Annotated in this window: 15 protein-coding genes and 1 tRNA gene; 9 read left to right on the top strand and 7 right to left on the bottom strand. The window is 59.3% G+C overall.

Going from position 1 to position 22,922, the window contains the following annotated elements; all coding sequences use genetic code 11:
• Positions 1 to 49 precede the first annotated feature (49 nt).
• The 5 genes from HMPREF2712_RS03995 (at position 50) to HMPREF2712_RS03975 (ending at position 7,333) form a co-directional block, all read left to right on the top strand.
• Entirely contained in the window at positions 50 to 2,194 is a 2,145-nt protein-coding gene (locus tag HMPREF2712_RS03995) for a transglycosylase domain-containing protein (protein ID WP_070819332.1), read from the top strand.
• 40 nt (positions 2,195 to 2,234) lie between these two features.
• Positions 2,235 to 3,248: a metallophosphoesterase gene (locus HMPREF2712_RS03990; RefSeq protein ID WP_049351944.1), complete on the top strand. Its 1,014-nt coding sequence runs from the start codon at positions 2,235 to 2,237 to the stop codon at positions 3,246 to 3,248.
• Positions 3,248 to 5,287, top strand: a complete 2,040-nt coding sequence (locus tag HMPREF2712_RS03985) for an ABC transporter ATP-binding protein (protein WP_070819331.1) — start codon at positions 3,248 to 3,250, stop codon at positions 5,285 to 5,287. Before HMPREF2712_RS03990 ends, HMPREF2712_RS03985 begins: the two co-directional genes overlap by 1 nt.
• A complete protein-coding gene (locus tag HMPREF2712_RS03980) occupies positions 5,287 to 7,149 on the top strand; it encodes an ABC transporter ATP-binding protein (RefSeq protein WP_070819330.1) in 1,863 nt (620 codons plus the stop codon). Before HMPREF2712_RS03985 ends, HMPREF2712_RS03980 begins: the two co-directional genes overlap by 1 nt.
• Before the next feature lie 110 nt (positions 7,150 to 7,259).
• Positions 7,260 to 7,333: transfer RNA gene (locus HMPREF2712_RS03975), tRNA-Pro, on the top strand.
• Positions 7,334 to 7,472: 139 nt separating this feature from the next.
• Here the strand turns inward: HMPREF2712_RS03975 and HMPREF2712_RS03970 are convergent.
• Entirely contained in the window at positions 7,473 to 8,606 is a 1,134-nt protein-coding gene (locus HMPREF2712_RS03970) for a hypothetical protein (RefSeq protein ID WP_070819329.1), read from the bottom strand.
• A 374-nt stretch (positions 8,607 to 8,980) separates the two neighbouring features.
• Between HMPREF2712_RS03970 and HMPREF2712_RS03965 the strand changes: the two genes are divergently transcribed.
• Both HMPREF2712_RS03965 and HMPREF2712_RS03960 read left to right on the top strand, forming a co-directional pair.
• Positions 8,981 to 10,564 (top strand): cation:proton antiporter, encoded by a 1,584-nt coding sequence (locus HMPREF2712_RS03965; protein ID WP_070819328.1) that lies wholly within the window; start codon positions 8,981 to 8,983, stop codon positions 10,562 to 10,564.
• Positions 10,565 to 11,172: 608 nt separating this feature from the next.
• Positions 11,173 to 12,732 (top strand): molybdopterin-dependent oxidoreductase, encoded by a 1,560-nt coding sequence (locus HMPREF2712_RS03960; RefSeq protein WP_005504634.1) that lies wholly within the window; start codon positions 11,173 to 11,175, stop codon positions 12,730 to 12,732.
• 216 nt (positions 12,733 to 12,948) lie between these two features.
• Here the strand turns inward: HMPREF2712_RS03960 and HMPREF2712_RS03955 are convergent, their stop codons facing one another.
• The 3 genes from HMPREF2712_RS03955 to HMPREF2712_RS03945 are packed head-to-tail and all read right to left on the bottom strand — an operon-like array spanning position 12,949 to position 16,032.
• A complete protein-coding gene (locus HMPREF2712_RS03955; RefSeq protein ID WP_049338337.1) occupies positions 12,949 to 13,593 on the bottom strand; it encodes a LutC/YkgG family protein in 645 nt (214 codons plus the stop codon).
• Positions 13,593 to 15,221: a lactate utilization protein B gene (locus tag HMPREF2712_RS03950; protein WP_005508245.1), complete on the bottom strand. Its 1,629-nt coding sequence runs from the start codon at positions 15,219 to 15,221 to the stop codon at positions 13,593 to 13,595. The genes HMPREF2712_RS03955 and HMPREF2712_RS03950 overlap by 1 nt, the downstream gene beginning before the upstream one ends.
• Before the next feature lie 16 nt (positions 15,222 to 15,237).
• A complete protein-coding gene (locus HMPREF2712_RS03945; RefSeq protein WP_005504630.1) occupies positions 15,238 to 16,032 on the bottom strand; it encodes a (Fe-S)-binding protein in 795 nt (264 codons plus the stop codon).
• Between the two features lie 844 nt (positions 16,033 to 16,876).
• On the opposite strand from HMPREF2712_RS03945, the gene HMPREF2712_RS03940 reads away from it, so the two are divergent.
• On the top strand, positions 16,877 to 18,550 hold the full coding sequence (locus HMPREF2712_RS03940) for an L-lactate permease (RefSeq protein WP_070649925.1): 1,674 nt from the start codon (positions 16,877 to 16,879) through the stop codon (positions 18,548 to 18,550).
• 222 nt (positions 18,551 to 18,772) lie between these two features.
• A complete protein-coding gene (locus HMPREF2712_RS03935) occupies positions 18,773 to 19,621 on the top strand; it encodes a FadR/GntR family transcriptional regulator (RefSeq protein WP_070819327.1) in 849 nt (282 codons plus the stop codon).
• Positions 19,622 to 19,837: 216 nt separating this feature from the next.
• On the opposite strand, the gene HMPREF2712_RS03930 is transcribed toward HMPREF2712_RS03935, so the two are convergent.
• Genes HMPREF2712_RS03930 through HMPREF2712_RS03920 form a run of 3 tightly spaced genes read right to left on the bottom strand, consistent with a single transcriptional unit; the run spans position 19,838 to position 22,892 of the window.
• The gene (locus tag HMPREF2712_RS03930) at positions 19,838 to 20,899 is read right to left on the bottom strand and encodes an ABC transporter permease (protein WP_246828669.1); all 1,062 of its coding nucleotides are present in this window, start codon (positions 20,897 to 20,899) and stop codon (positions 19,838 to 19,840) included.
• Complete coding sequence (locus HMPREF2712_RS03925) at positions 20,900 to 21,676, bottom strand: ABC transporter ATP-binding protein (protein ID WP_070819326.1); 777 nt, start codon at positions 21,674 to 21,676, stop codon at positions 20,900 to 20,902.
• 1 nt (position 21,677) lies between these two features.
• Complete coding sequence (locus tag HMPREF2712_RS03920; protein ID WP_070819325.1) at positions 21,678 to 22,892, bottom strand: peptidoglycan-binding domain-containing protein; 1,215 nt, start codon at positions 22,890 to 22,892, stop codon at positions 21,678 to 21,680.
• Between the last annotated feature and the right edge of the window lie 30 nt (positions 22,893 to 22,922).

The following is a 22,922-nucleotide window of genomic DNA, read 5'->3' as shown; positions in this document are numbered from 1 at the left end:
GGTGCCGAGACGGGCTTCTTCTCACAGTTTCATGGGATAAACTGAATGAATGGCTTCATCTAAGAAAACCCGTGCGCGTCGCCGCCCGGGAGATTTTTTGCAGTTCCTCGCGTTCAGCGTGATTGCCGGTTTCCTCGCGGCAATTATTGTCGTACCCCCGGCTGTGAGTGCCGGTATGGTCGCGAACGCGTCGATGTCATGGTTCCAGGACCTTCCTGACGACATTGCCGATGGCATCTCTTCCCGTCCTTCTACTATTTACGCTGCTGACGGCAAGACCGAAATCGCGACCTTCTTCGAAGAGAACCGCGACCCGGTCAAGCTGGATCAGATTTCGCAGCACATGAAGGACGCCATCGTCTCGGTGGAGGACCGCGACTTTTACAAGCACGGTGCGGTCTCCGCTATCGGTATCGGTCGTGCGTTCCTGAACAACATCATTAACTCCAACAGCGGCCGCCGTCAGGGTGCATCCACCCTGACCCAGCAGTACGTTAACAACCTCATTGTTGACTCCGCTGTGGCTCGTGGTGAGGACGCTACCGCAACCCTGAACGGTAACAAGACCTACGCCGCAAAGATTCGCGAGATGAAGCTTGCGATCTCTATGGAGCAGAACAAGTCCAAGGACGAAATCCTTGAAGGCTACCTGAACATCGTGAACCTCGGTGGTTCGAACTACGGTGTTGAGGCTGCCGCACAGTACTACTGGGGTATTTCCGCTAAGGACCTGAACGTGGCTCAGTCCGCGCTTCTTGCCGGCCTGGTGCAGGCACCGAACGTGTACGACCCGACCGTGAACCCCGAACTCGCCCGTGAACGCCGCGACATCGTTCTGGGCACCATGCTCCGCGACGGCAAGATTTCCGATAAGGAATACAGCGACGCCATCGCCAGCGACATTAAGCTCAACGTCCACCCCAAGTCCCAGGGTTGCTCCCTGGCGGGTGACAAGGCGTTCTTCTGCCGCTACGTGGTCAACTACCTGCTGCAGGACGAGTCCCTCGGCGCAACCGCTGAGCTGCGCAACACCGCGATTAAGCGTGGCGGCCTGAAGGTTGTCACCACCCTGAACCCCGAGGCTCAGGTTGCGGCAAAGCAGGCTGTGGACTCCACCCAGCCGGCTGCAACCAACTGGAACGACGTGAACTCCGCGCTGACCAGTGTTGAGCCCGGCACTGGTCGCGTCATCGCAATGGCACAGAACACCGAGCTCGGTAGCCCCGCAGACGCAAACGACCACTCCAAGACCGAGTACAACTACAACGTTGATGTAGCGTACGGTGGTACCCCTGGCTTCCAGCCCGGTTCGACGTTCAAGCCGATTATTCTGGCTCAGTGGCTCATCAGTGGCCGCGGCGCTAACGCTACCGTGAACGGTACCCAGCTGTTCTGGCCCACCAGCTTCGGTTGGAACGCCAAGTGCTACGAGGGCGGTAAGTACTACTACACCGGTCAGCCGAACGGCTGGTCCTACAAGAACGCGTTCAACGGTGGCCTAGGCTACAACACCGCGGCGTACGGTATTCGCCAGTCGTTGAACTCGTACCTGTACGGCATGCTCTCCCAGATTGACCTGTGCGATGTGCACGACCTGTCCATCAAGATGCACGCCCTGGACGGTACCGGCGAACCGCTGCACAGCATCCCCGACCTGGGTACCAACATTGGTGGTACCAAGTACGGTATCTCCCCGCTGACCAGCGCATCCATGTACGCTATCTTCGCTTCTGAGGGTAAGTACTGCACCCCGCGCCCGATTGAGAAGATCACCAAGACTGACGGCGAGACTCTCAAGGAATACCAGAACCAGTGTGAGCAGGTTCTGGATCCGGACATCGCGAACGGTGTCAGCTGGGTTCTGAAGGGTGTTATCCAGCCCGGCGGTTCCGCTTCTCAGCGCGGTATTGGTCTGCCGAACGGTTCGGCTGCGAAGACCGGTACAAACGATAACTCCTCCCAGACCTGGCAGGTTGGCTACACTCGTGGCCTGTCCACCGCGTCTTGGGTTGGTTCTAACAACCTCGGCTTCCGTTCCCTGAACGGTGTGGGCATTAACGGTCGTGTTCTGAACTATGTGGATGGTGCGACCTACGCCGGTGCTCAGTGGCAGTCGTTCATGAAGACGATCGCTCCGAAGTACAACACGAAGGACTTCACCACCCCCAGCGATAAGATTCTGTCGTACAGCTAGAATCACAGCTCATCAGCTGAAGCCTGAAAGGCGATTGATCATGTGTGAAAACGCAGTCAACGCCCGCGTCCCCGTGGCGGTCCCCGGCGCACGCGGCTCCTCCCCGCTCCTGAAGAAGGTTGCGGGGGCGGTAGCCGCCACTGCAGCCTTGGGGGCCGCCACGGCGGCGTATGGGCACTTTATTGAGCTGAATAATTTTCAGCTCCGCACCGAGTCCCTGCCGGTGCTGCCCGCCGGTAGCCCCGACTTCAGGATTCTGCATATTTCGGATATGCACATGATTCCGGGCCAGCAGAAGAAGATTGATTTCATGCACTCGCTGGCTGCCCTGGAGCCGGATTTGGTGATGAACACGGGCGATAATCTCTCCCACGTGGACGGTATGGGTCCGCTGCTGGAGGCGCTCGACCCGCTCATGGATTTCCCCGGCGTGTTTGTGCCCGGCTCGAATTGCTATTTCGCGCCCGTCTTCAAGAACCCGGCACGCTACCTGTGGCAGCCGCGCACCCCGCAGATGATTGAGGAGGGCTCGCGTGTAGCACTGCCCATTGAGCGGATGCACGAGGCGTTCGAGTCGCGCGGCTGGACGGGCCTGGTCAACCGCTACGACACGCTGAACCTTAAGGGTCTGCGTCTGGAGTTCTCCGGTGTGGATGACCCGCACCTGCGCTACGATGAACACCCCGGCTTCGCCCCCGGCGCCTTCGATGAGGGGCAGGAGCCGAGCGTCCGTATCGGCGTGGCGCACGCCCCCTACATGCGTACCCTGTACCGCTTCGTGCAGGACGGCGCGCAGGCTATTTTTGCCGGTCATACGCACGGCGGTCAGGTCTGCCTACCCGGCGGTCACGCCCTGGTCAGCAATTGCGATTTGCCGCCTTCGCGTGCGAAGGGTGTCAGTGAGCAGTCCGGTATTCCGGTTCAGGTTTCTGCCGGTTTGGGCACCTCTCGTTTTGCGCCGGTCCGTCTGTTCTGCCCGCCGGAGGCAATCCTGGTGACCCTCACGGCTCGCGATAAGGGTGAGGCCGACGCTTCGAAAGGTGGCCGCCGCTAATGTCTGAGGCTTCTACAGCACGCACGACTAAGCGCCGCCGTAACCCCTTCTTGGAGACGGCGAGCGAACCGACCCCCGACCCGATCGACTACGCGCACGGTCAGCGTGCCCCGCACACCCTCGCCGCGTATGCGCGTCCGATTCGTGTGCGCTGGGGCGTGGGTCTGCTCGTGGCGTTCGGTGCCGGTGCCCTTGAGATTTCCATCCCGCAGGTACTGCAGATTATTGTGGATCATCTCTCGCAGAGCACCACCGAGAGCGCCATCTGGATTGCCGGCGGCCTGGTGCTTCTGCTGGGTATTGCGCATGCCTCCTTCATGTATTGGAGGCGCTGGCTGATTGTGGACCCGACCTCCACGATTGAGCTGTCCATGCGCATGAATTTCTTTGACCGCCTGCTCAGCGCCCCGCTTTCTCTGCTGGATCGTTGGCCCTCCGGTCAGTTGCTGACCCGCTCCATGAGCGATCTGGGGACGATTCGCCGTTGGTTGTCTTTCGGTATCGTTCAGATGCTGACTGTTGCGGTGATGTTCCTGGTCGGTGGCTTCTTCATGCTGCGTTCTTCGCCGTCTCTGGCGCTGGTGTTCGTGGTGACCGTGCCTATTCTGGTGCTGTCGCTGGTGAACTTCACCCGCAAGTACTACCGCGCTTCACATGAGATTCAGCAGATGACGGGCGACCTCTCCACCCGTATTGAGGAGTCGGTGCGCGGCATCCGCGTGATTAAGGCGCTGGGCCGCTCCCCCGAGCAGATTCAGGAATATTCCGAGTCGGTGGACGCCCTGCAGGTGCGCGAGTACGGCAGGTCGATGCTGGTGGCTCGTGTTGCCCTGTACCAGGGCCTGATCGTGGGTGTCTCTACGGCGGTGGCGCTGGCTGTGGGCGCTTCGCAGGTTGCGGCAGGCACCTTGAGCCTGGGTGCGATGACCGCCTACTTTGCGGTGCAGACGACCGTGCTCAGCCACGTGACGCGCTCGACCGCGCTGATGTCTGCCTATTTGAGCTATAAGGTGGCGTTGGAACGCCACAACGAGGTCATGGACGAGCCCGGCTTTGAGGCGGTGCCGCTGGTTCGTGGCTCCGCGGCTGTGTCTGGGCCCGAGCATCCGCAGGGTGCTTCTGATTCGTCAACAGTAGCTGGAGTATCTGCCGAGGGCGGCTCCGGGAAGGAAACTATGCAGTACCCCAGCGGTGGCGCAGTATCTGTCACTTTCGATCACGTTCAGTTCAGCTACGACGCTATCAAGGCGCCGGCGGAGGCTACCACTGAGGCGAATTCTGAAGTTGCTTCTGAGACGAAGGCACCCGAGGTTTCCGTGCTGAAGGACGTAGATTTCAAGGTCTTCCCGGGCGAGATTCTGGCGCTGGTGGGTGCAACCGGTAGCGGCAAGTCGACCGTGCTGTCGCTGGTTCCGCGTTTCTACGAGCCGACCTCCGGCTCCCTGCGTTTTGGCACCCGAGATACCGCCGACATGTCTATTGAGGAGGTGCGCGCCCAGACCGCGTTCGTCTTTGAGGAGGCGGTGCTCTTCTCCGGCACGGTCCGCGAGAACGTGCTGATGGGCGTTGCTGAACAGTACGAGCGCGGCACCGAGGATGAGGACTACCCCGCCGCAGAAGAGCTGGAGGCGACCCTCCAGACCGCGCTACAGCTGGCTGCGTGCGATTTCGTGGCGGAGCTTCCGCAGGGTCTGGATACCGTCATTGGTGAGGAGGGTCTGAGCCTTTCGGGTGGTCAGCGTCAGCGTCTGTCGTTGGCACGTGCCCTGGCGAAGCGCCCCTCCGTGCTGCTGCTGGATGACCCGTTCTCGGCGCTGGATGTGAACACCGAGGAGCGTATTATTACCGGCCTGCGTGAGGGTCTGGAGGGCCTGGGCGGCGCTACTACCCTGTTGACGGCGCACCGCCCCTCCACGGTAGCTCTGGCTGACCGCGTGCTGCTGATGGTTGATGGTGCCGTGGTCGCTGAGGGCACTCACGCTGAGCTGATGGACTCTTCGGAGCAGTACCGTCAGCTGATGACGATGGAGGAGGGCTAATGGCCCATCATCGTCCGGCGGAGCCGCGGGAGCAGATGAGCCCGCAGGAGCGCGCGGAGACCCGTGAACGCTCGATGGCTCTGCTGCGCCAGATGTTGCGCCCGCACCGTGGGGCGTTGGCTCTGTCGATTATTTCAGTGCTTTTGGTCTCGGGTTCCTCGGCGGTTGCGCCGATTCTGATTGCCCGCGTTTTGGATAGTTCCATTGAGCCACTCAAGCAGGGTGACGTTTCTCCCCTACTGACCCTGCTGACGTTTTTTGTGGTGGCTACCGCGGTGACCGCGATTTTTTCGTGGGTCAACGTGGCGTACACGGTGCGCGTGTCGCTGGGCGTGGTGGTGTACCTGCGTAAGCGGGTGTTCCGTCACGCGCAGTTGCTGAGCGTGTCGTTCCATGAGCGGTACACCTCGGGCAAGGTCATTTCGCGTTTAACCAGCGATATTGATACGGTCCGCAGCTTCTTGGATAGCGGCATCAGCCAGTTGGCGATTACCTTGCTGTCCATGGTGATTTCTGCGGTCGCTATTTTCCTTCTGGATTGGCGTATTGGCCTGTTCATGCTGGTCATGGGCGTGCCGATTTACTTCTTGACGCGCTGGTTCCAGAAGACGGCGGTGCCGGTTTTCCGCATGATGCGTACCGAATCTGCGCATTTGACGAGCCGTTTTGTGGAGACTTTTACGGGTATCCGCGCGGTGAAGGCGTTTGGTGCGGAGGCGCAGATGCGTTCCGAGTACGCGCAGGCGTCGGAGCGTTACCGCCTTGCGGTGATGGATTCGATTAAGATTTTCGGCGTCTACTCGCCCATGCTGATGCTTTTAGGCAATGTGTTTATTGCCGGTGCGCTGGTGCTGGGTGGTTATGCGGTGCTGGGCGGCACCATGCAGATTGGCACCCTGCTGGCTCTGGTGATTTACGCGAACCGTGTGTTTGAGCCGGTCATGCAGCTTTCTGAGTTCTACAACATGTTCCAGTCTGCGATGTCTGCGCTGGAGAAGCTGTCGTCGTTCTTGGCTGAGGAGCCGGAGGTTGCTGAGCCGGATCATCCGTATGAGCGGACTGTAGAGCCTGCCGCCGGTACCGCTGAGGGCGCGTCCGGCAAGGTTCAGGGTGCCCTGGTGGAGCTGGATTCGGCGGTCTTTGGGTACACGTCGGATCGTCACGCGCTGAAGGAGACGACCCTGCGCATCGAGCCGGGTACGACCGTGGCGCTGGTGGGTGCTACGGGTGCCGGTAAGTCGACTATCGCTAAGCTGGTAGCTCGTTTCTACGATGTCTCAGCCGGTCAGGTGCGTATTGACGGCGTGGATGTCCGCCAGCTGGCGGATGTGCAGCTGCGCCGTGAGGTGCTCATGCTGACCCAGGAGGTGTTCCTGTTCTCCGCGTCGATTCTGGAGAATATCCGCATGGGTAACCCGCAGGCCTCCGATGAGCAGGTGAAGACAGCCGCGAAGGCGGTGGGTGCTGACGCGTTCATTGAGCGTCTGTGTGAGGGCTACGAGTCGCAGCTGGGCCGCGGCGGTATTACCCTGTCGGCGGGTCAGCGTCAGCTGGTGTCCTTTGCTCGCGTGTTCTTGGCGAATCCGCGGGTGCTGATTCTGGATGAGGCGACGGCTTCGCTGGACATTCCGAGTGAGCGTGCGGTGCAGGCGGCGCTGCGAACCGTGTTGGCGGGGCGTACGGCGCTGGTGATTGCGCATCGCCTCTCGACAGTTCTGGGTGCTGATCGTGTGCTGGTGATTCATGAGGGCTCCGTGGTGGAGGATGGCTCCCCGCAGCAACTGATTGCCTCCGGCGGTCGTTTTGCGGCGATGTACGCCTCCTGGGATGAGCTGAATCAGGTTCAGGAGACTGAAGCCTAGAAGCTTTATCTGTCCCTCCTCCGAGCGGTGGTGTGCCGCTGTGTTGCGTTCTGAATTTTTTTGGGTTATCCTAGGTGAGTTGCCTACGGTATTCACTGATAGGTCAACATCGGGATGTGGCGCAGCTTGGTAGCGCGCGTCGTTCGGGACGACGAGGTCGCAGGTTCAAATCCTGTCATCCCGACAGATAGCCCCGGTCCTCTGGACCGGGGCTTTGTCGTACCCGCAGTATTTCTGTTGCAGATGTTGAGCACATAGAGGCGACCCCCTACCCGCGCAGGAACGCGGGGAGGGGGTCGCTTTCGTATTGAGTTCAGATTGGGTTAGCCGCGCCCGGAGATGAGGGCGAGAATCGCCTCCAGGGGGCCGCGTCCGGCAATGGAGCGTGCCATGCGTGACCAGAGGGTGCAGAAGCCCAGGGCGATTGCGGCGCCGAGCAGCAGGAAGGCGCTCCAGTACACGGCGGTGCCCCAGCCTCCGGTGGCGATGTAGTGCTCCCCCACGGTGAGAGCCTTGACGGTGGGACCGGCGTAAATAATGATTCCGCTCAGCACAATGGAGGCGCTCAGCGACATCTGGCCCAGGCGTGCAATCGGGGTGAGCATTCCCGCCTGTGCGGAGAGCAGGCGCGCGCATTCGGCCCAGAAGTAGAGGGTTGCCGCGAGGTTTAGGGTTAGCAGCACCTGCGGGCTGTTGAGGAAGCCGAGCTCGGTGTAGGGGTTGAAGGTGCGGTAGACGGCGAGCGCCAGCACGGCGAGTACTACGGGGATTGCGAGCTTTGCCTGCAGGTTGTCGTAGAGGCGCACGAGTACGATGCCCAGACACATGACCCAGATGAGCTGGGCGCTTTGGGCGTGGTTGACGCCGTGGCTTGCGAGGAAGGGTAGCTGGACGGCGGTCCACGCATCTGCCTGGGCGGCTACGTCCATGAGCAGGGTGTAGGTCCAGGTAATGAAGGGGCTGGTGACTACCGCTAGCACTGCGATTGCCCACAGGGGCAGGTGCACGACGAATAGGGTCAGCAGGGTGAGTAGCGCCAGGTGCACGAGCATGTCGAAGGGCAGGGAGTAGGAGAAGCCCTGCGCGGGTACGGTCACGTCAGCTTGCGGCAGGTAGGTGACGCCCTGCATGAGTGCCACGCCCAGCAGAAGTAGCGCGAGGAATCGCACGATGGTTCCGGCGAAGAGTTGTGGGAAGTTCGCGGTGCGGGCGTACCGCCAGGCGGCGGCACCCAGGATTGCGGCGAAGAGCGGTTCTGCAGGTACGAGGGTCTGAGGAATCCAGAACTTCCAGGACACTGGGATCAGTTGCAGCCAGTATCCGAAGGGGATGAGCAGGCTGAGCACGGCGAAGGCGCGAGCAAGGTCGAGCCCGAGGTCGCGTCGGGTACCTCCGAGGGAGGCGGCGCGTGCCCCGCTACTGACGGTGGGGATGGGTTGTGTGCGCCCTGCTGCCATGTCCTCGCTCCTTGTAGTGCCGTGTTTGAGAGTCTGTGCGCCCTGCCAGGGTGTGTGCCCTGCTAGGGGATGTGCGTTGCCAGGGTATTGCCTACCCGGTGGTGTGTGCCGGATGCGCTGGCATAGGTGTTAAGTGTAACGGTGGAAGCTGTGTCTGCTCGGGTGGTGGCGCGGAGGTTTTGCTCTCATACCGTGTCTCTGTCGGCTGCTGGCTGGAGCTTCTTGCCCTGTTGGTGATGTTCAAGTGTTGTTGCACGAGGTTAGGTGTGTACCATTGGTACGTTCTTAAAGGTGGGGCAATCCCGCGGGAGCATGATTTCGCTCCTTTTACTGTCCCAAACGCGCCCCACCTGCACACACCACGTTGAGGTTTTATGTTTTCGACTTTTTCCCCGCTTTTCTTGACGGATTTGGGGACTTCTGGTGCTCTTCTCGCTTCGGGTACGACTCTGTCGGAAGGGTCGAGCCACGATAGCGGCCAGTTTGTGTCCATTTTCTGGATTACGTTGGTTGCGTTGCTGTCCCCGATTCTTTCGCGGCTGACGGGTAAGAAGATCCCTGATGTGGTTTTCCTGCTCATTTTTGGTCTGCTCATTGGCCCGAATATGTTCAACCTTGCCAGCAGTGAGGGCGGTATCCCGCTGCTGAAGGAGCTTGGCTTGGGCATGCTCTTTTTGATTGCGGGCTTTGAGATTAACGTGTCCTCGTTGCGTAGCCGTCAGGGTTATAGCGCTATTGCCACGTGGGTGGTGTGCTTTGCTTTGGGTATGGCGGGTGCGGCGGTTATTACGTCGTTCTCGCATGAGCTGAATACGTATATTGCGGTGGGTGTGGCGTTGAGTTCTACGGCGTTGGGCACGCTGTTGCCGATGTTGAAGTCTCACGGTGCTGCCGGTACGCCGGTGGGTAATGCGGTGCTGGTACACGGTGCTGTGGGTGAGCTTCTGCCGATTTTCGCTATCTCGTTGCTGCTGTCTTCGCGTTCGCCGGGCATGGCGATTGTGGTGTTGCTGGCGTTTATGGTGGTTGCGGTGATTGTGGCGTTGATTCCGCATCGTCTGTTTGCGCATGTGCCGGGTCTGCGTCAGATTATGGCTGCGGAGGCGAATACGACCGGTCAGACGGTTCTGCGTCTTGCGATGTTCCTGCTGGCGACCCTGATTATGTGCACTGCCCTCTTTGATTTGGATGCGGTGCTCGGTGCCTTTGCGGCGGGCTTGATTCTGCGTACTCTGACCCCTCCGGCGGCTTTGCATATGATAACTCGCCGCCTTGAGGTGGTTGGTTTTACGTTCATGATTCCGCTGTTCTTTGTGGTCAGCGGTATGGGCATTGATGTCTCTGCTGTGGTGGCTAATCCTTTGGGTCTGCTTGCTGTGGTGGTGGGTATTCTGCTGTGCCGCGGCGTTCCGGTTCTTTTGGCGGAGCATTTCTTTGATACCCGTTCGGGGTTGACTACTCGCGCGCAGAAGGCGCAGTTGGCGTTGTATTCGGCTGCGGGTCTGCCGATTATTGTGGCGGTGACGGAGGTTGCGACCAGTTCGGATCTTTTGGAGGAGTCCACGGCGTCGCTGCTGGTTGCCGGCGGCGCGCTGACGGTTCTGCTGTTCCCGCTATGGGCGTTGGGTATTCGTCAGGCGTTTGGTTCTGGCCAGCCGGCGCAACAGGAGCCGAGCCGTAAGGAGCAGATGAATGCGTTGAAGGCTCAGCGTAATGCGCAGGCGAAGCTTGCCACGGGCATGATTCCGGTGGTTCGTTTGAAGTCGCAGGCTGATTCCGAAACCCAGCCTGATTCTGAGTCCCAGCCCGATTCTGAGTCCCCGGCTGATGCTCAGCCCGGCTCTGCCGAGGCTACGGGCGCTTCCGCTGGTTCTAGCGTTGCGTCCCGAGCAGCCTCTCGGGCTGGGGCAAAGAAGCGTAAGGGTTCTGCGGAAAATACGGGTTCTGCAGAAATCTAGCAGCGGCTACGGTACGGTTGCCTTCGGCGTTTCAAGGTCGGTTACAAACCGGTTTAAGTGAGAATCTCGCTTACAGTCGCCGCAACCTTATGTGGGATTGAATTTATAAAACCACACAATACCAGGCAGTTAAAGCCCTGCAAACCAACATGCATCCCACATATAGAATCAAAACCCACCGCATCCCCTCTTGAGGCTGCGGTGGGTTTTTTTGCACCCGAAAGACCCTATAAACCACGGAAAGATGAGAATCTTCCTTAAATTCGGATTTTTTATGCAAATATTACAGAACATGACGTGTCTTAGCTTTCACGACTGACACTTTGTCCTATAAAATTGAAAGCGGACAGGGAATTTCCCTAAAACACACATAAACCAACATACATACACAGAGTCGCTTCCGCCCCAGCGGGAGCTGGCGCACCTCCCATCTCACACACGGGAGGCGCCCCTTTCGGGAGTATCCGCGACGATACCCCCGGCGGCTCCCAACCATGGAGGAGGATTATATGGTTCAGAAAGGTAACTATTTCTAACTTCGCATCTCAAGGCCTCGCACTGAATCCTAACGATTGTCTGCACACACAGTCATTTCCGAAGGAAATATCATGCACCAACTACTCCTCACCGCGAGCACTGGTGGCGTAGAGCTGGACTTCCCGGCCTGGCTCCGAATTACGCACTTTATCAACTTCATTATGATGGGCTTCCTGATTCGTTCAGGTTGGGAAGTTCTCGCCTCTCACCCCCGCCTGTACTGGAACAACCACTGTACCCCGGGTTCTGAGTGGATTAAGTTCACCAAGGACAAGGTCCCTACCACCCCCGGCGCATTTACTGCGCGCGATGACCAGCGCACCCTGTCTCCCCTGATTTCTCTGCCCGGTAAGGCTCAGATTGGTCTGGGCCGCGCATGGCACGCGCTGGTGACCGTCATCTGGATTGTTAACGGTCTGGTATATGTCTCCCTGCTGTTCCTGACCGGTCAGTGGCGCCGCATCGTCCCGACCAGCTGGGACATCATCCCGCAGGCGTGGGAATCCATCCAGATTTACGCTGGCTTCCAGATTCCCTCGATTGAGCATTTCCAGCCGTACGACGCTCTGCAGCAGATTATGTACTTCACTGTGGTGTTCATCGTGGCACCGCTGATGATTGCAACCGGCCCGATTATGAGCCCGGCATTCTGCGGCCGCTTCCCCGGCTACGTGCGCCTCTTCCGTAACCGCCAGACCGCACGTTCCATCCACTTCCTGGGCATGGCGTTCTACTGCGTCTTCACCGTCATTCACGTGGCGCTGGTGTTCGTGGTTCACCCCCAGTACAACATCGCCCACATGATGCTGAACAAGCCCTACAACGAGGTCGACGCAGCACAGTTCGCTCAGGCAGTCACCATGCTCATTGGCGGCATTGTCTTCGCTGTGGCTCTGTGGATTTTCGCTTCGTACTGGTCCCTGCGCGACCTGCGATTCACCCAGACCTTCATTTGGGGTCTGACCCAGCCGATTCGTAACGTCCTGCTGGACCGTATCACCTCCCGTCAGGTGCAGAAGAAGACCTTCACCGATGCCGACATCTCGCCCTTCCACTGGGTTAACACTCGCCCGCCGACAGAGCGTGAGAGCACCGAGTGGAACCGCCTGAAGGAGCACGAGTTCGTTGACTACCGCCTCGAGCTGGGCGGCCTGGTGAAGGAATCCAAGTCCCTGAGCATTGACGAGCTCAAGCAGCTGGGCAAGGAAGTCAACATCACCATGCACACCTGCATGCAGGGTTGGACCGGCATCGCCAAGTGGGAGGGCGTGCGCCTGCGCGACGTTCTCGCACTGGTCGAGAAGACCGACGAGGCACGCTACGTTATGGTGACCTCCTTCGGCCACGTGGGCCACACCTACGACGGCCGCCCGACCGAACCCTACTACGAGTGCCTGGACATCTCCATGGCAATGGAAGATGAGACCATCCTGGCGTGGGGCATGAACGACAAGCCCCTGCCGGATGTGTACGGTGGCCCGCTCCGTCTGCGTGCGGACTCCATGCACGGCTACAAGATGGTCAAGTGGGTTCAGAAGATCGAGTGGATCAAGGACTACCACGATGTTGGCGATGGCCAGGGCGGTAGCCGTGAGGACTCCGGTCTGCAGCACTTCGACGCACGCGCCTAAGCACCCTCACGGGGCGCTACGACGCTAACCGTCGATACACCACCTATAAAGCACAGAACGGTGGCGGGAAACATGGGCCCGCCACCGTTCGCTTGTCTTCTCCGCCGCTCTCTACTGTTCTGAAAGATGCAGAATCCGGAGAGGGCATAAAGAAACCGCCCGGGAGCCTTAGCTCTCGGGCGGTTTCTTTAGAGGTTTGCCTTCTGGCGCTTTACCTTAGGCGTCGTAGATGATGACGTCCAGGGTACGGGGGCCGTGCACGCCCTCCACGCGGATCAGCTCGATATCACTGGTTGCCGACGGACCGGAAATCATGGTCACGGGGCGGGTGTAGGTGATACGCTCGATCGACTCGGGAACCAGCTCCACCACGGTGGAACGGGGCACCACGCAGATGTGGTGGTCGGGCACCAGGGTGATGGCGCGGCGACCCTCATCGGGGTTGGTGTTCAAGAAGATCGTGCCGGTCTCTGCGCAGGAGACGGTCGAACCGGTCACCACAGCGTCAACTGCGTCCAGTTCCTTCAGGGACAGGCAGCCGGGCTTGAGGGTGCTACCGGAGTCGGTAACGCGCTTGCGGTCAGCGGTGTCAGCCGGCAACCACTCCATGTTCAGGCCCTCGGGAACCACGTAGGTGGACTTTTCACCCAGGCGTTCTGCGATGACCTCGGAGATGTTCTCCTTGTTCGCGTGGAACACGTTTGCCTTGTAGTCAATGAGGCGGTCGACGAGCATCTCAATGGTCTGCTCTTCGGTCAGCTCGCTGACGCGGCGGTAGTTACGTACGGGCTCGGGGGCGACGGGTGCGTCAGCCAGGGACGAGCGGATACGTGCGAGGATATCTTCCTTAGCAGAGGACATTAGTTGTTCTCCTTAGCTTCACGGGCTTCCTGAGCAGCCTTAGCGTTTGCAGCCGCTTCAGCTGCCTTACCCTTGTTAGCCTCGATGAGGGCCTGAATGTCAACGCGCTGAGCGTTATCGCGTGCCGGAGCCTGACCCTTCTCCTTCTTCCACCAGTTGCGGAAGGATTCCTTGGGAGGCTCGGGGATGTCGCGGTAAGCGGTCCAGCCGCCGACGATACCGGGAACAGCGGTGATCCTGTGCTTGCGGCCGCTGATGAGGCGGGACATGGGCAGACCACGCTCTGCAATCGACATCATCTTGCCGGAGGTGAAGAGCTTCTTCGCACCGAGCATCATGCCGTCCATCTGCGAGAAGGGAGCCTTCTTGTTACCCTCGAACTCGCGGATAGCGTGCTTGGACTCGACGTCCTTAGCGCGCAGGTGCACGAGGACCTCGGGGAAGTTAATCTTCACGGGGCAGACCTCGTAGCATGCGCCGCAGAGGGAGGACGCGTACGGCAGGGAGTTGTTCTCTGCAGCCTCGATACCGGAGAGCTGCGGGGACAGAATCGCGCCGATGGGGCCCGGGTAGGTGGAGCCGTAGGCGTGACCGCCTGCGCGCTCGTATACGGGGCACACGTTCATGCAAGCGGAGCAGCGGATGCAACGCAGTGCCTGGCGGCCCAGCTCGTCGGACAGAACGGCGGTACGGCCGTTGTCGATGAGGATGACGTGCATGTTCTGCGGGCCGTCACCGGGGGTCACACCGGTCCACATGGAGGTGTAGGGGTTCATGCGCTCACCGGTGGAGGAGCGGGGCAGCAGCTGCAGGAATGCCTCGTAGTCCTGGAAGGTGGGCAGAATCTTCTCAATACCCATGAAGGTAATGAGGGTGTCGGGCAGGGTCAGGCACATACGGCCGTTACCTTCGGACTCCACGATGGTCAGGGTACCGGTCTCAGCAATACCGAAGTTGGTGCCGGAGACTGCCACGGTGGTGTTCAGGAACTTGTTACGCAGACGGTTACGCGATGCCTCTGCCAGTTCTGCCGGCTCATCGGTGATGTCCGGGTTAATACCCTCAATTTCGCGCAGGAAGATGTCGCGGATTTCGCGGCGGTTGCGGTGAATTGCGGGCACCAGAATGTGGGAGGGGCGGTCGTGGCCGAGCTGGACGATTTCTTCCGCGAGGTCGGTCTCAATAGCGTTGATGCCGTTTTCCTCGAGGAATTCGTTCAGGCCGGTCTCTGCGGTTGCCATGGACTTAATCTTGATGATTTCGTCCACGCCCTGCTCGCGGATCAGGTCCAAAGCAATCTGGTTTGCCTCGGTGGCGTTGCGTGCCCAGTGCACGTGGCCGCCTGCGGCAGTGAAGTTACGCTCGAACTGTTCGAGCAGCTCGGGCAGGTTCGCCAGAACGTAGTTCTTGACGGACTCACCGGTGTTACGCAGGTCCTGCCAGTCGGGCACCTCTGCGGTGACGCGTGCGCGCTTGTTACGGATCGCGTGGGTCACGAAGCGCAGGTTGGCGCGTAGCTGCTCGTTCTTGAGCTCTTCCTTCGCGTACTTGGGGAAGGGGGTTTCTTCGAAAATGTTGCCCTCGCCGTAGTGAACGACCTTGGGCATACCAAGCTGAATAGCGGTCATGAGGTCTTATCTTTCCTTAGCCGATCGAGAGCTCAACACGCTCGGAGTTGATCTTGAGCGGGTTTTCCTTGGTGGATGCGAGGATTTCAGCGAAGTGGATGGTCTGAACGTCCGAGCCGCGACGCATCAGCGCACCGCCGATGTTCATCAGGCAGGAGCAGTCGCCGCCGGTGCAGACGGAAGCACCGGTTGCTTCAACGTTGTCTGCCTTGTCGTTGACCATTGCGCCGGAGACGTCAGCGTTCTTGAAGGAGAAGGTACCACCGAAGCCGCAGCACTGGTCCATGCCCTCGAGCTGGGTGTACTTGATGCCTTCGACGGTGCGGACCAGGTCCTGCTGGCGGGTGCCCAGGCCGAGCATACGCATACCGTGGCAGGAGCTGTGGTAGGTGACGTGCTCGGGGAAGTAGGAGCCGAGCTGCTCGGCAGCGTTGGTGATGCCCAGGATGTCGATTAGCAGCTGGGAAAGCTCGAAGGTGCGGGAAGCAATCTGCTCTGCCTTCAGAGCCAGCGCTTCGTCGCCGCGGCTACGAGCAACCATTGCCTGCTGGTGACGTAGGGAGGCAACGCAGGAGCCCGAGGGTGCAACAGCAACGTCCCAGTCCCAGGAGTCGAATGCCTCGACGTGGTTCTTGATGACTTCGTAGCCGTCATCGAAGTAACCGGAGTTGACGTGCATCTGGGAGCAGCAGGTCTGGTTCGGGGGGAAGACAACCTCGTGGCCCAGGCGCTCAAGAATTTCGACGGTGGCGCGTGCTACGCGGGGGTACATGCCGTCAACGATGCACGTGGAGAAGAGTGCAATGCGCATGACTTGTCCGTCCTTTCCTCTGTGTTCAGAGTTTCTCGGTCTCACCGCCTGCGTCTGGGGCAGGCGGGGCACAGTCCGAATAAGTTCGGTCTTCCAAAGAGGCGACTCAGATGTATTGAGTCGGGGAAGCTGGGCCGGTAGGTTCCGGCTGATGTGCGCGCCCCAAGTGGAGGTGGGATGCGGTGGGATCAGAAACCGTGGTGATGTCTTTTATCTTTCTAGCCATTTAACACCGTTGGGCGGCTTTTCTCTAGTTGGAATAGCACATACTTTCCTTGTTAAATAACCGGTTAGGTCGACCTGACCTTAAGGTATATTTCCCTACCTTCCGGTACATGTGACCTCATCTCCCATGCACCCCCCGTAAGACCCCTATATTCTTTTCGCAGATTGAACATTTATCAAACACACAGAAGTGGACCATAAACCCCCTAGAAATCCGCCGTTCTGAAGATTTTATGGTTGTTTTATGGGGCTTTTCCTTTTTAAAACAACATTCTTTTCGGGTATATGCGTCCAAATGAAGACTCTCCCCTGGGTAAACCAATGACCCATACACCCAACTCGTGATGTATCTGAAAATATTCGAGTTTCAGAACCTGGAATTAACTATCAGAACCGCAATATTTCGGCAGTTTCACTGGAAGCGAGCCCAGGTTCCGGTCGCCTTCCACAAAAATGAGTCAGGTCACTTTTGGTGAAACACCACATTATCCGGTACTCTTCTAAACATGCGATCAATGGTCTGACCACATCCCCGCATGGGAAACAATGACCCGTTCCCCAGCGGGATTATCTATGGTCTGACCACACACAAGACACACCCTGAACCAAAGGAGTTCCAGTGGAAACTTATACCGCTGTAACCAATGCAGTGGGAGGTAGCCTCGGCCTCAGCGCACTCGTGGCAACCATTCCCCTCCTCACCTTCTTTGTGATGCTACTGGGCGTTAAGGCACGCGCTCACTGGTCCGCACTCGTGGCACTGGCAGCATCCATCCTCGTAGCAGTCCTGGGCTTCCACATGCCCGCTGACCTCGCCGGTCTGAGCGCCGTCCGCGGTGGCATCTACGGCCTGGTCATCTGCTGGGTTATCCTCGGTGCAATCTGGTTCTACCAGCTCACCGTTCTCTCCGGCCGCTTTGAAGACCTGCGCCGCGTCTTCGACCGCCTCGGCGGCGGCGACCTGCGCATCCAGGCTATCCTCATCGCATTCTGCTTCGGCGGTCTGCTCGAGGCACTGGCTGGCTTCGGCGCTCCCGTTGCAATTACCGCAACCATGATTCTCGCCCTGGGCGTTAAGCCCCTCAAGGCTGCTATTACCGTTCTGCTCGCTAACACCGCACCCGTGGCATTCGGCGCAGTTGCTGTCCCGATTACCACCGCAGCTGACGTCGGCGGCAAGGACGCACACGTTATCGCAACCATCGTTGGTCACCAGGCTCCGTTCCTGGCAATGCTCGTTCCGCTCATCCTGCTCGTCATCCTCGACGGTATGAAGGGCCTGAAGGACGCTTGGCTGCCCGCACTGATCATCGGTGTTTCCTTCGCAATTACCCAGTGGGTCACCGCTGCTACCCCCGCGTTCAACCTGACCGACGTTGTTGCTTGCATCGTCTCCATGGGTGTTGCTGTTATCTTCCTGCAGTTCTGGAAGCCGCGCGGCGTCGAGGGCGTTCGTGAACGCTACGGCCTGCCCGCACAGGCTGAAGAGAAGGAAGCTCTGCCCGCCGTTCGCGTCTGGATGGCACTGCTGCCCTACGTCATCGTCGTTGCAATCTTCGGTGTTGCTAACCTGCACGCTGGCCTGAAGGCATGGCTGAAGAGCTTCGTCCTCAAGATCGACATCCAGGCTCTGAGCTCCCGCCTCGTCACCGCTGACGGCAAGCCCGTCAAGGATGCAGTCTACAACTTCGCGTGGATGTCCAACCCCGGCACCCTGCTGATCATCTCCGGTCTGGTTGTTGCTGTGGTCTACTTCTTCTTCAACGAGAAGGGCCGCTACGCCTTCAAGTTCCCGGCAATCTTCACCGAGTTCGGTTCCGTTGTCTACCGCATGCGTTGGTCCATCCTGACCATTGCTTCGGTTCTGGCACTGGCATACGTCATGAACTTCTCTGGTCAGACCATTGCTATGGGTACCTTCCTGGCAGGCCTGGGCACCGTCTACGCGTTCCTCGCACCGGCTCTGGGCTGGATCGGTACCGCTGTGACCGGTTCGGACACCAGTGCGAACGCACTGTTCTCCAAGCTGCAGGTGTCTGCTGCTGAGAACCTGCAGCACGCAGGTATCCACGGCGCAACCCCCGAGCTCATGCTGGCTGCTAACACCACCGGTGGTGTGGTCGGTAAGATGATCTCCCCGCAGTCGCTGGCTATTGCTGCTACCTCCGTGGACATGGAAGGCAAGGAATCCGACATCCTCAAGGCTGTCCTCCCCTGGTCCTTCGCTATGCTCCTGTTCGTCTGCGTCCTGGTCTTCCTGCAGACCAACGTTCTGTCCTTCCTGGTTCCCTAATCTGAGGCTCACCCCTTAGAGAGTTCTTGAGGTGAAAGCCTCAAGGGCCGTAGGACATTCGCCCCGGTATTTTCCGGTGGCCACGGCGGGGCGGCGAACCTTCTCGGTTCTGCCGCCCCGCTTTTTATGCCCCTTATGACTCGACAGGTTGCCCCAATAGTTTGGGAGAACATGCTGAGTCGAGACTTCTTTTCGTTATCCGCCTCGTTATCAGGAGAGAGTATGCCTCGTTCTTTTGACGACACCCAGCCTGCAGAGGCGCCCCCTGTAGTTGAGCGTCAGCCGATTCTGGCGGACCGCAGCTACAGCATCATCCTGGAGACTTTTGAGCGTCGCCTGCGTCTGGGTGAGCTGCGTGTGGGGGATAAGCTCCCCTCCGAACGTGAGCTGGCGGCACGTCACGGCATTTCCCGCCCTTCGGTCCGTGAGGGTCTGCGGGTTTTGAACGCGCTGGGTCTGATTCGTTCCAGCACGGGTTCGGGTCCGAAGTCGGGTGCGATTATCATTTCGGAGCCGTCGGATGCGCTCAGCTGGGCGCTGCGCATGCACATTGCGACCCGTAGCCTGCCGGTGAAGGACGTTGTCTCAACCCGCCTGCTGTTGGAGGGCCCTGCGGCACGTGCGGCAGCCGCGGCACCGGATTCCCCGGAGCGTGAGGCGGCGCTGGAGCGGGCGCGCGTGCATCTGGCGGAGATGGATGAGCAGATCAGCGATGAGCGCTTCCATTTCTGCGATACGCGTTTTCACTATGAGCTCTCGAAGCTCGGCGGCAATATTGTGCTTGATACGGTGATTGACTCTCTGCACATGGCGACGATGAGCTATGTGCAGGAGGCAGTTCCTTTCTTGAAGGATTGGGAAGCGGTCAAGCGCACGTTGCAGCAGCAGCATTACGGCATTATTGAGGCGATTGCCTCTCACGATGAGCAGGCAGCCTATGAGCGGGTGTGTGAGCACATTACGTGGTTCTATTCGCTGTCTGACCGGGCTGCGGAGGAGCGGGCGCGGCAGCATCCGGCGCGGGATATTCTGCACGAGGATTTATGCCACGAAGGCGTGCACAGCAGCTAAGGTGCACCCCTCACATTCGTATCTCGCTCTCATAAACCCACATAGCTAAGGGCAGTGCCCCGGAAGATCAGTCTTCCGGGGCACCGCCCTTATGCGCCGAGCAATTATTTCAGCGGGGCAATTATTGCAGGAGCTCAAGCGGCTGAACCTTCGTTGCCGCGTAGGCGGGCAATGCACCCGCCACGATGCCCACCCCCAAGCCGAGGAAAGGAATCCCTAGGATAAGGGGCGGCAGAGATAGTGCCCATCCGTTGAGAAGGCACACAACCCAGGAACCGAGAACACCGAGGATGAAGCCTCCAAGAGCGCCCAGGGTCCCGAGGAGAGCCGCCTCGCAAGGAAGCTCACCGCCACATCTCGCCGTCCCAACCCTAATGCACGGTTAATGCCGATTTCCCGGCGGCGTTCCCAGACCGAAATCTGCATGGTCATCACAATGCCGAAGCTTGTCGAGACGATAAGAACCACCAGAATAATGGTCGTAAGAGCTCGGCTATCCTTCGTCAAGGAAGCACGAAGAGTCACCGGTGAAGGCGGAATCTCAATGTTTGTATCAACGGGGGCGCGCTGCGGATCGAGTACCTGCTTGAGCTGTTCCGCGACCGTATCTGCACTTCCTGGATTCACGATGACGTCCATACCGCGTTGCAGGGTGTGGGCTTGCGGCAAGAAAGTGGAGGTGGTCGGCAGAATAAGAGCGCTACTGAGAGCAGCGTTTTTGCCGCCGTCACGGATAATGCCGAGCACGTAGGCTCGCATTCCGTTGACCTCAATCATGTTCCGCCCGGGCTCAGTGCTGACCCCTAGCTCCTTCGCGAGGGCAACGCCCAGATAGACGGTAGGCTCACCGGGGCGTTCGCGGGCAGGCTCCGAAAAGTGCCCCTCAACAAGGTGCGCACCTCGTGCTTTCAAACCTGCTTCTGAAACGATTGCGAGGGGTGTCTGTTGGCCCTCATACCCCGGCCTGTTGACTTGTGGACGCGTTGTCTGCGTATCGATGGTGACTGTACCGGCAGCTTTGACCTCTGGAACTTGGTTAACGCGCCAGAGCAGTTCATCCTCCGGTATATCCCAGGTCTGCGGCTGGAGGCGCACACCGAGCCGGGTGGAATCGTAGCTGGCCAGCTGCGAGCTCGTATTGAGCGCCGACGACTCGCTGACGCCCACCAGCATGATGATGGTGGTTGTTCCTGCAAGCATCGCCAGTACCGTGAGCAGGTTGCGGCGCCAACGGCGAACAACTGCAAGGAGAGCGTAGTGAAGGTTGTTCCTTAGCATCTATCCTCCCCTGACAACGGGTTCTTTGAGCGATTGGTGGGCAGGATCTTCGGGACGAGTGAGTTCGGGGCTAACGAGCATCCCATCGACCATGTGCAGCTGCCGGTCGCAGCGAGCCGCGATATCGGGTTCATGGGTGATGATGACCAGGCTTTGCTTCTCCGCACGGCCGGCGAGGAGCAGATCCAACACCTTGTGAGAGTTTTCAGTGTCGAGGTTGCCTGTAGGCTCATCGCAGAGCAGGATGCGCGGGGCGCAGGCTAACGCGCGCGCAACCGCGACTCGTTGCTGTTCACCACCGGACATGTTGCGTGGAAGAACCTCCAGACGGTGCCCCAAACCCACCTGTTCGAGTGCCTGCAACGCACGCTGATGTGCCTGACGGCCCGGTACGCCACGCATCCGGAGGGTGTGGGTAATGTTCTCGGTGGCGTTCAGATGAGCAATGAGGTGGTACGCCTGAAAGACGAAGGCAATATGCTCACGGCGTGCTACAGTTCGCTCGGCGTCGCTGGCGGTGCCCATGTTTTGGCCCAATATTTTCAGCTCACCTTCGGAGGGCTGATCGAGTAGCCCAATGATAGAGAGGAGCGTAGATTTTCCGCTTCCGGAGGCGCCGGTAATGGCCACTGATTCGCCTTCATGAATGCTGAGGGTCGCGTTTTTTAGTGCCCAGGTGGAGGGCGGGAAGAAACGCGCAATATTGTGGCACTCGATATTAGGTTTTGTGGCGGTAGAGCTCGCGGGGAGGGCACGTTCTGTCTCGTGATGAGGCATTTTAGCGCTCCTTCAGCTTCACGACGGTACCTGCCTTGAGTTCTGCAGCGGGGTTGACGAGCTCGCAGATTCCGGCGGAGCACACACCGAGGGTGACGGGAACGCTCTGACCGTTCTCCAGGGTGATGGAGTGCGTTCCGTTTTCTTCGGTTTTGACGGCTGCTTCGAGCACTGCGAGGGCGTTTTCAGCGCCTCGGTTGAGAGTGACGGTTGCTTGAAAACGTGTTGATGCCGTCGTGTTTTCCGGCAAGTCGATTGTGATGGGGTAGCGTTTCCGTGCGGTAGCTCCCTGTGCGGAGGTATCGCTGTTAGGTCGCGCGCTGTTCTGCGCACCGTTGGAGGTACCTGCGTTAGCGCCGCCGTCAGCGTTAGTTGAACCTTCGGGTGTGAGGGCCGCGCCCAGGGTGCCTTCGAGGGGACTTCCGTTATCGGTAAGAATCTGGACTTTCTGTCCCTCAGCGAGTTCATTGCTGAGAGCGCTACCGTCCGCGGAGAGTACCAGACGGTATCCACCCGCGGATAGGGTGCACAGCGCCGGAGTTGAGGTTTGGCCTTTGGTACCGCAGCTGTTATCTACGGTGTATTCATTGCCGTCAGCGAAGAGGTATTCAGAGAGCGGCAGTGCGGTACTGTAGCGTCCTTCTTCGGTTCGGTCAGTATCCCCGGGAGGGTAGTAGCCACGATCCAGGTAGAAACGGTAGACAGCGTTGGCGGTTGCTTCGCCGTAGCTTCCTTCCTCATCCCAGATACTGTAGCCGAGCGATTCTAGAGCTTCTTGGAGCTGTTTAACGTCATCGCCGCGAGCGCCTACGGCAAGGTCGCGGTAGGCGGGAATGCTACCTTTGAACGCAATGATGGGACGCTCATTGATAGTGGTGATAATTGAGCCGTTACTCAGCTGGGTGCCCGCTTTGGCGCCGTCCCTGGTCACCACCCCTTGAGGGGTTCCTACGGTGTAGCTTCGGGCGGGTGACACGCTGACTTCTCCCGAGTAGGTGCGGGTAACAGTCTGCGTGCTGATTCGGGTTGTTAGTTGCGCGGCGCGGGACGGCTGCGCATTGGATTCAACATTGGTGCGTAGCCCCGTGTTGAGCGCGTAGATGGAGAACCCGCCGGTGATGACGAGCAGAATGACGAGCACCGGAACCAGGTAGGCGCGTATGGTTGCCGTCGTGGCGGCGCGGCGGGGGTTTTCTGAACTCTGCTGCGTGTTCATGGGTTCACCTTTCTGCGGTGAAATATGGGG

It is taken from the genome of Rothia sp. HMSC064F07 (genome assembly GCF_001837265.1).
Lineage (GTDB): Bacteria > Actinomycetota > Actinomycetes > Actinomycetales > Micrococcaceae > Rothia > Rothia mucilaginosa.
The sequence above is the reverse complement of the archived record's forward strand: the minus strand, read 5'-3'. Positions and strand labels throughout refer to the sequence as shown.

Excerpts from the sequence above, each read along its gene's own strand:
- HMPREF2712_RS03995 (WP_070819332.1), top strand. The coding sequence starts at position 50 with ATGGCTTCATCTAAGAAAACCCGTGCGCGTCGCCGCCCGGGAGATTTT.
- HMPREF2712_RS03990 (WP_049351944.1), top strand. The coding sequence starts at position 2,235 with ATGTGTGAAAACGCAGTCAACGCCCGCGTCCCCGTGGCGGTCCCCGGC.
- HMPREF2712_RS03985 (WP_070819331.1), top strand. The coding sequence starts at position 3,248 with ATGTCTGAGGCTTCTACAGCACGCACGACTAAGCGCCGCCGTAACCCC.
- HMPREF2712_RS03980 (WP_070819330.1), top strand. The coding sequence starts at position 5,287 with ATGGCCCATCATCGTCCGGCGGAGCCGCGGGAGCAGATGAGCCCGCAG.
- HMPREF2712_RS03970 (WP_070819329.1), bottom strand. The coding sequence starts at position 8,606 with ATGGCAGCAGGGCGCACACAACCCATCCCCACCGTCAGTAGCGGGGCA.
- HMPREF2712_RS03965 (WP_070819328.1), top strand. The coding sequence starts at position 8,981 with ATGTTTTCGACTTTTTCCCCGCTTTTCTTGACGGATTTGGGGACTTCT.
- HMPREF2712_RS03960 (WP_005504634.1), top strand. The coding sequence starts at position 11,173 with ATGCACCAACTACTCCTCACCGCGAGCACTGGTGGCGTAGAGCTGGAC.
- HMPREF2712_RS03955 (WP_049338337.1), bottom strand. The coding sequence starts at position 13,593 with ATGTCCTCTGCTAAGGAAGATATCCTCGCACGTATCCGCTCGTCCCTG.
- HMPREF2712_RS03950 (WP_005508245.1), bottom strand. The coding sequence starts at position 15,221 with ATGACCGCTATTCAGCTTGGTATGCCCAAGGTCGTTCACTACGGCGAG.
- HMPREF2712_RS03945 (WP_005504630.1), bottom strand. The coding sequence starts at position 16,032 with ATGCGCATTGCACTCTTCTCCACGTGCATCGTTGACGGCATGTACCCC.
- HMPREF2712_RS03935 (WP_070819327.1), top strand. The coding sequence starts at position 18,773 with ATGCCTCGTTCTTTTGACGACACCCAGCCTGCAGAGGCGCCCCCTGTA.
- HMPREF2712_RS03930 (WP_246828669.1), bottom strand. The coding sequence starts at position 20,899 with ATGCTAAGGAACAACCTTCACTACGCTCTCCTTGCAGTTGTTCGCCGT.
- HMPREF2712_RS03925 (WP_070819326.1), bottom strand. The coding sequence starts at position 21,676 with ATGCCTCATCACGAGACAGAACGTGCCCTCCCCGCGAGCTCTACCGCC.
- HMPREF2712_RS03920 (WP_070819325.1), bottom strand. The coding sequence starts at position 22,892 with ATGAACACGCAGCAGAGTTCAGAAAACCCCCGCCGCGCCGCCACGACG.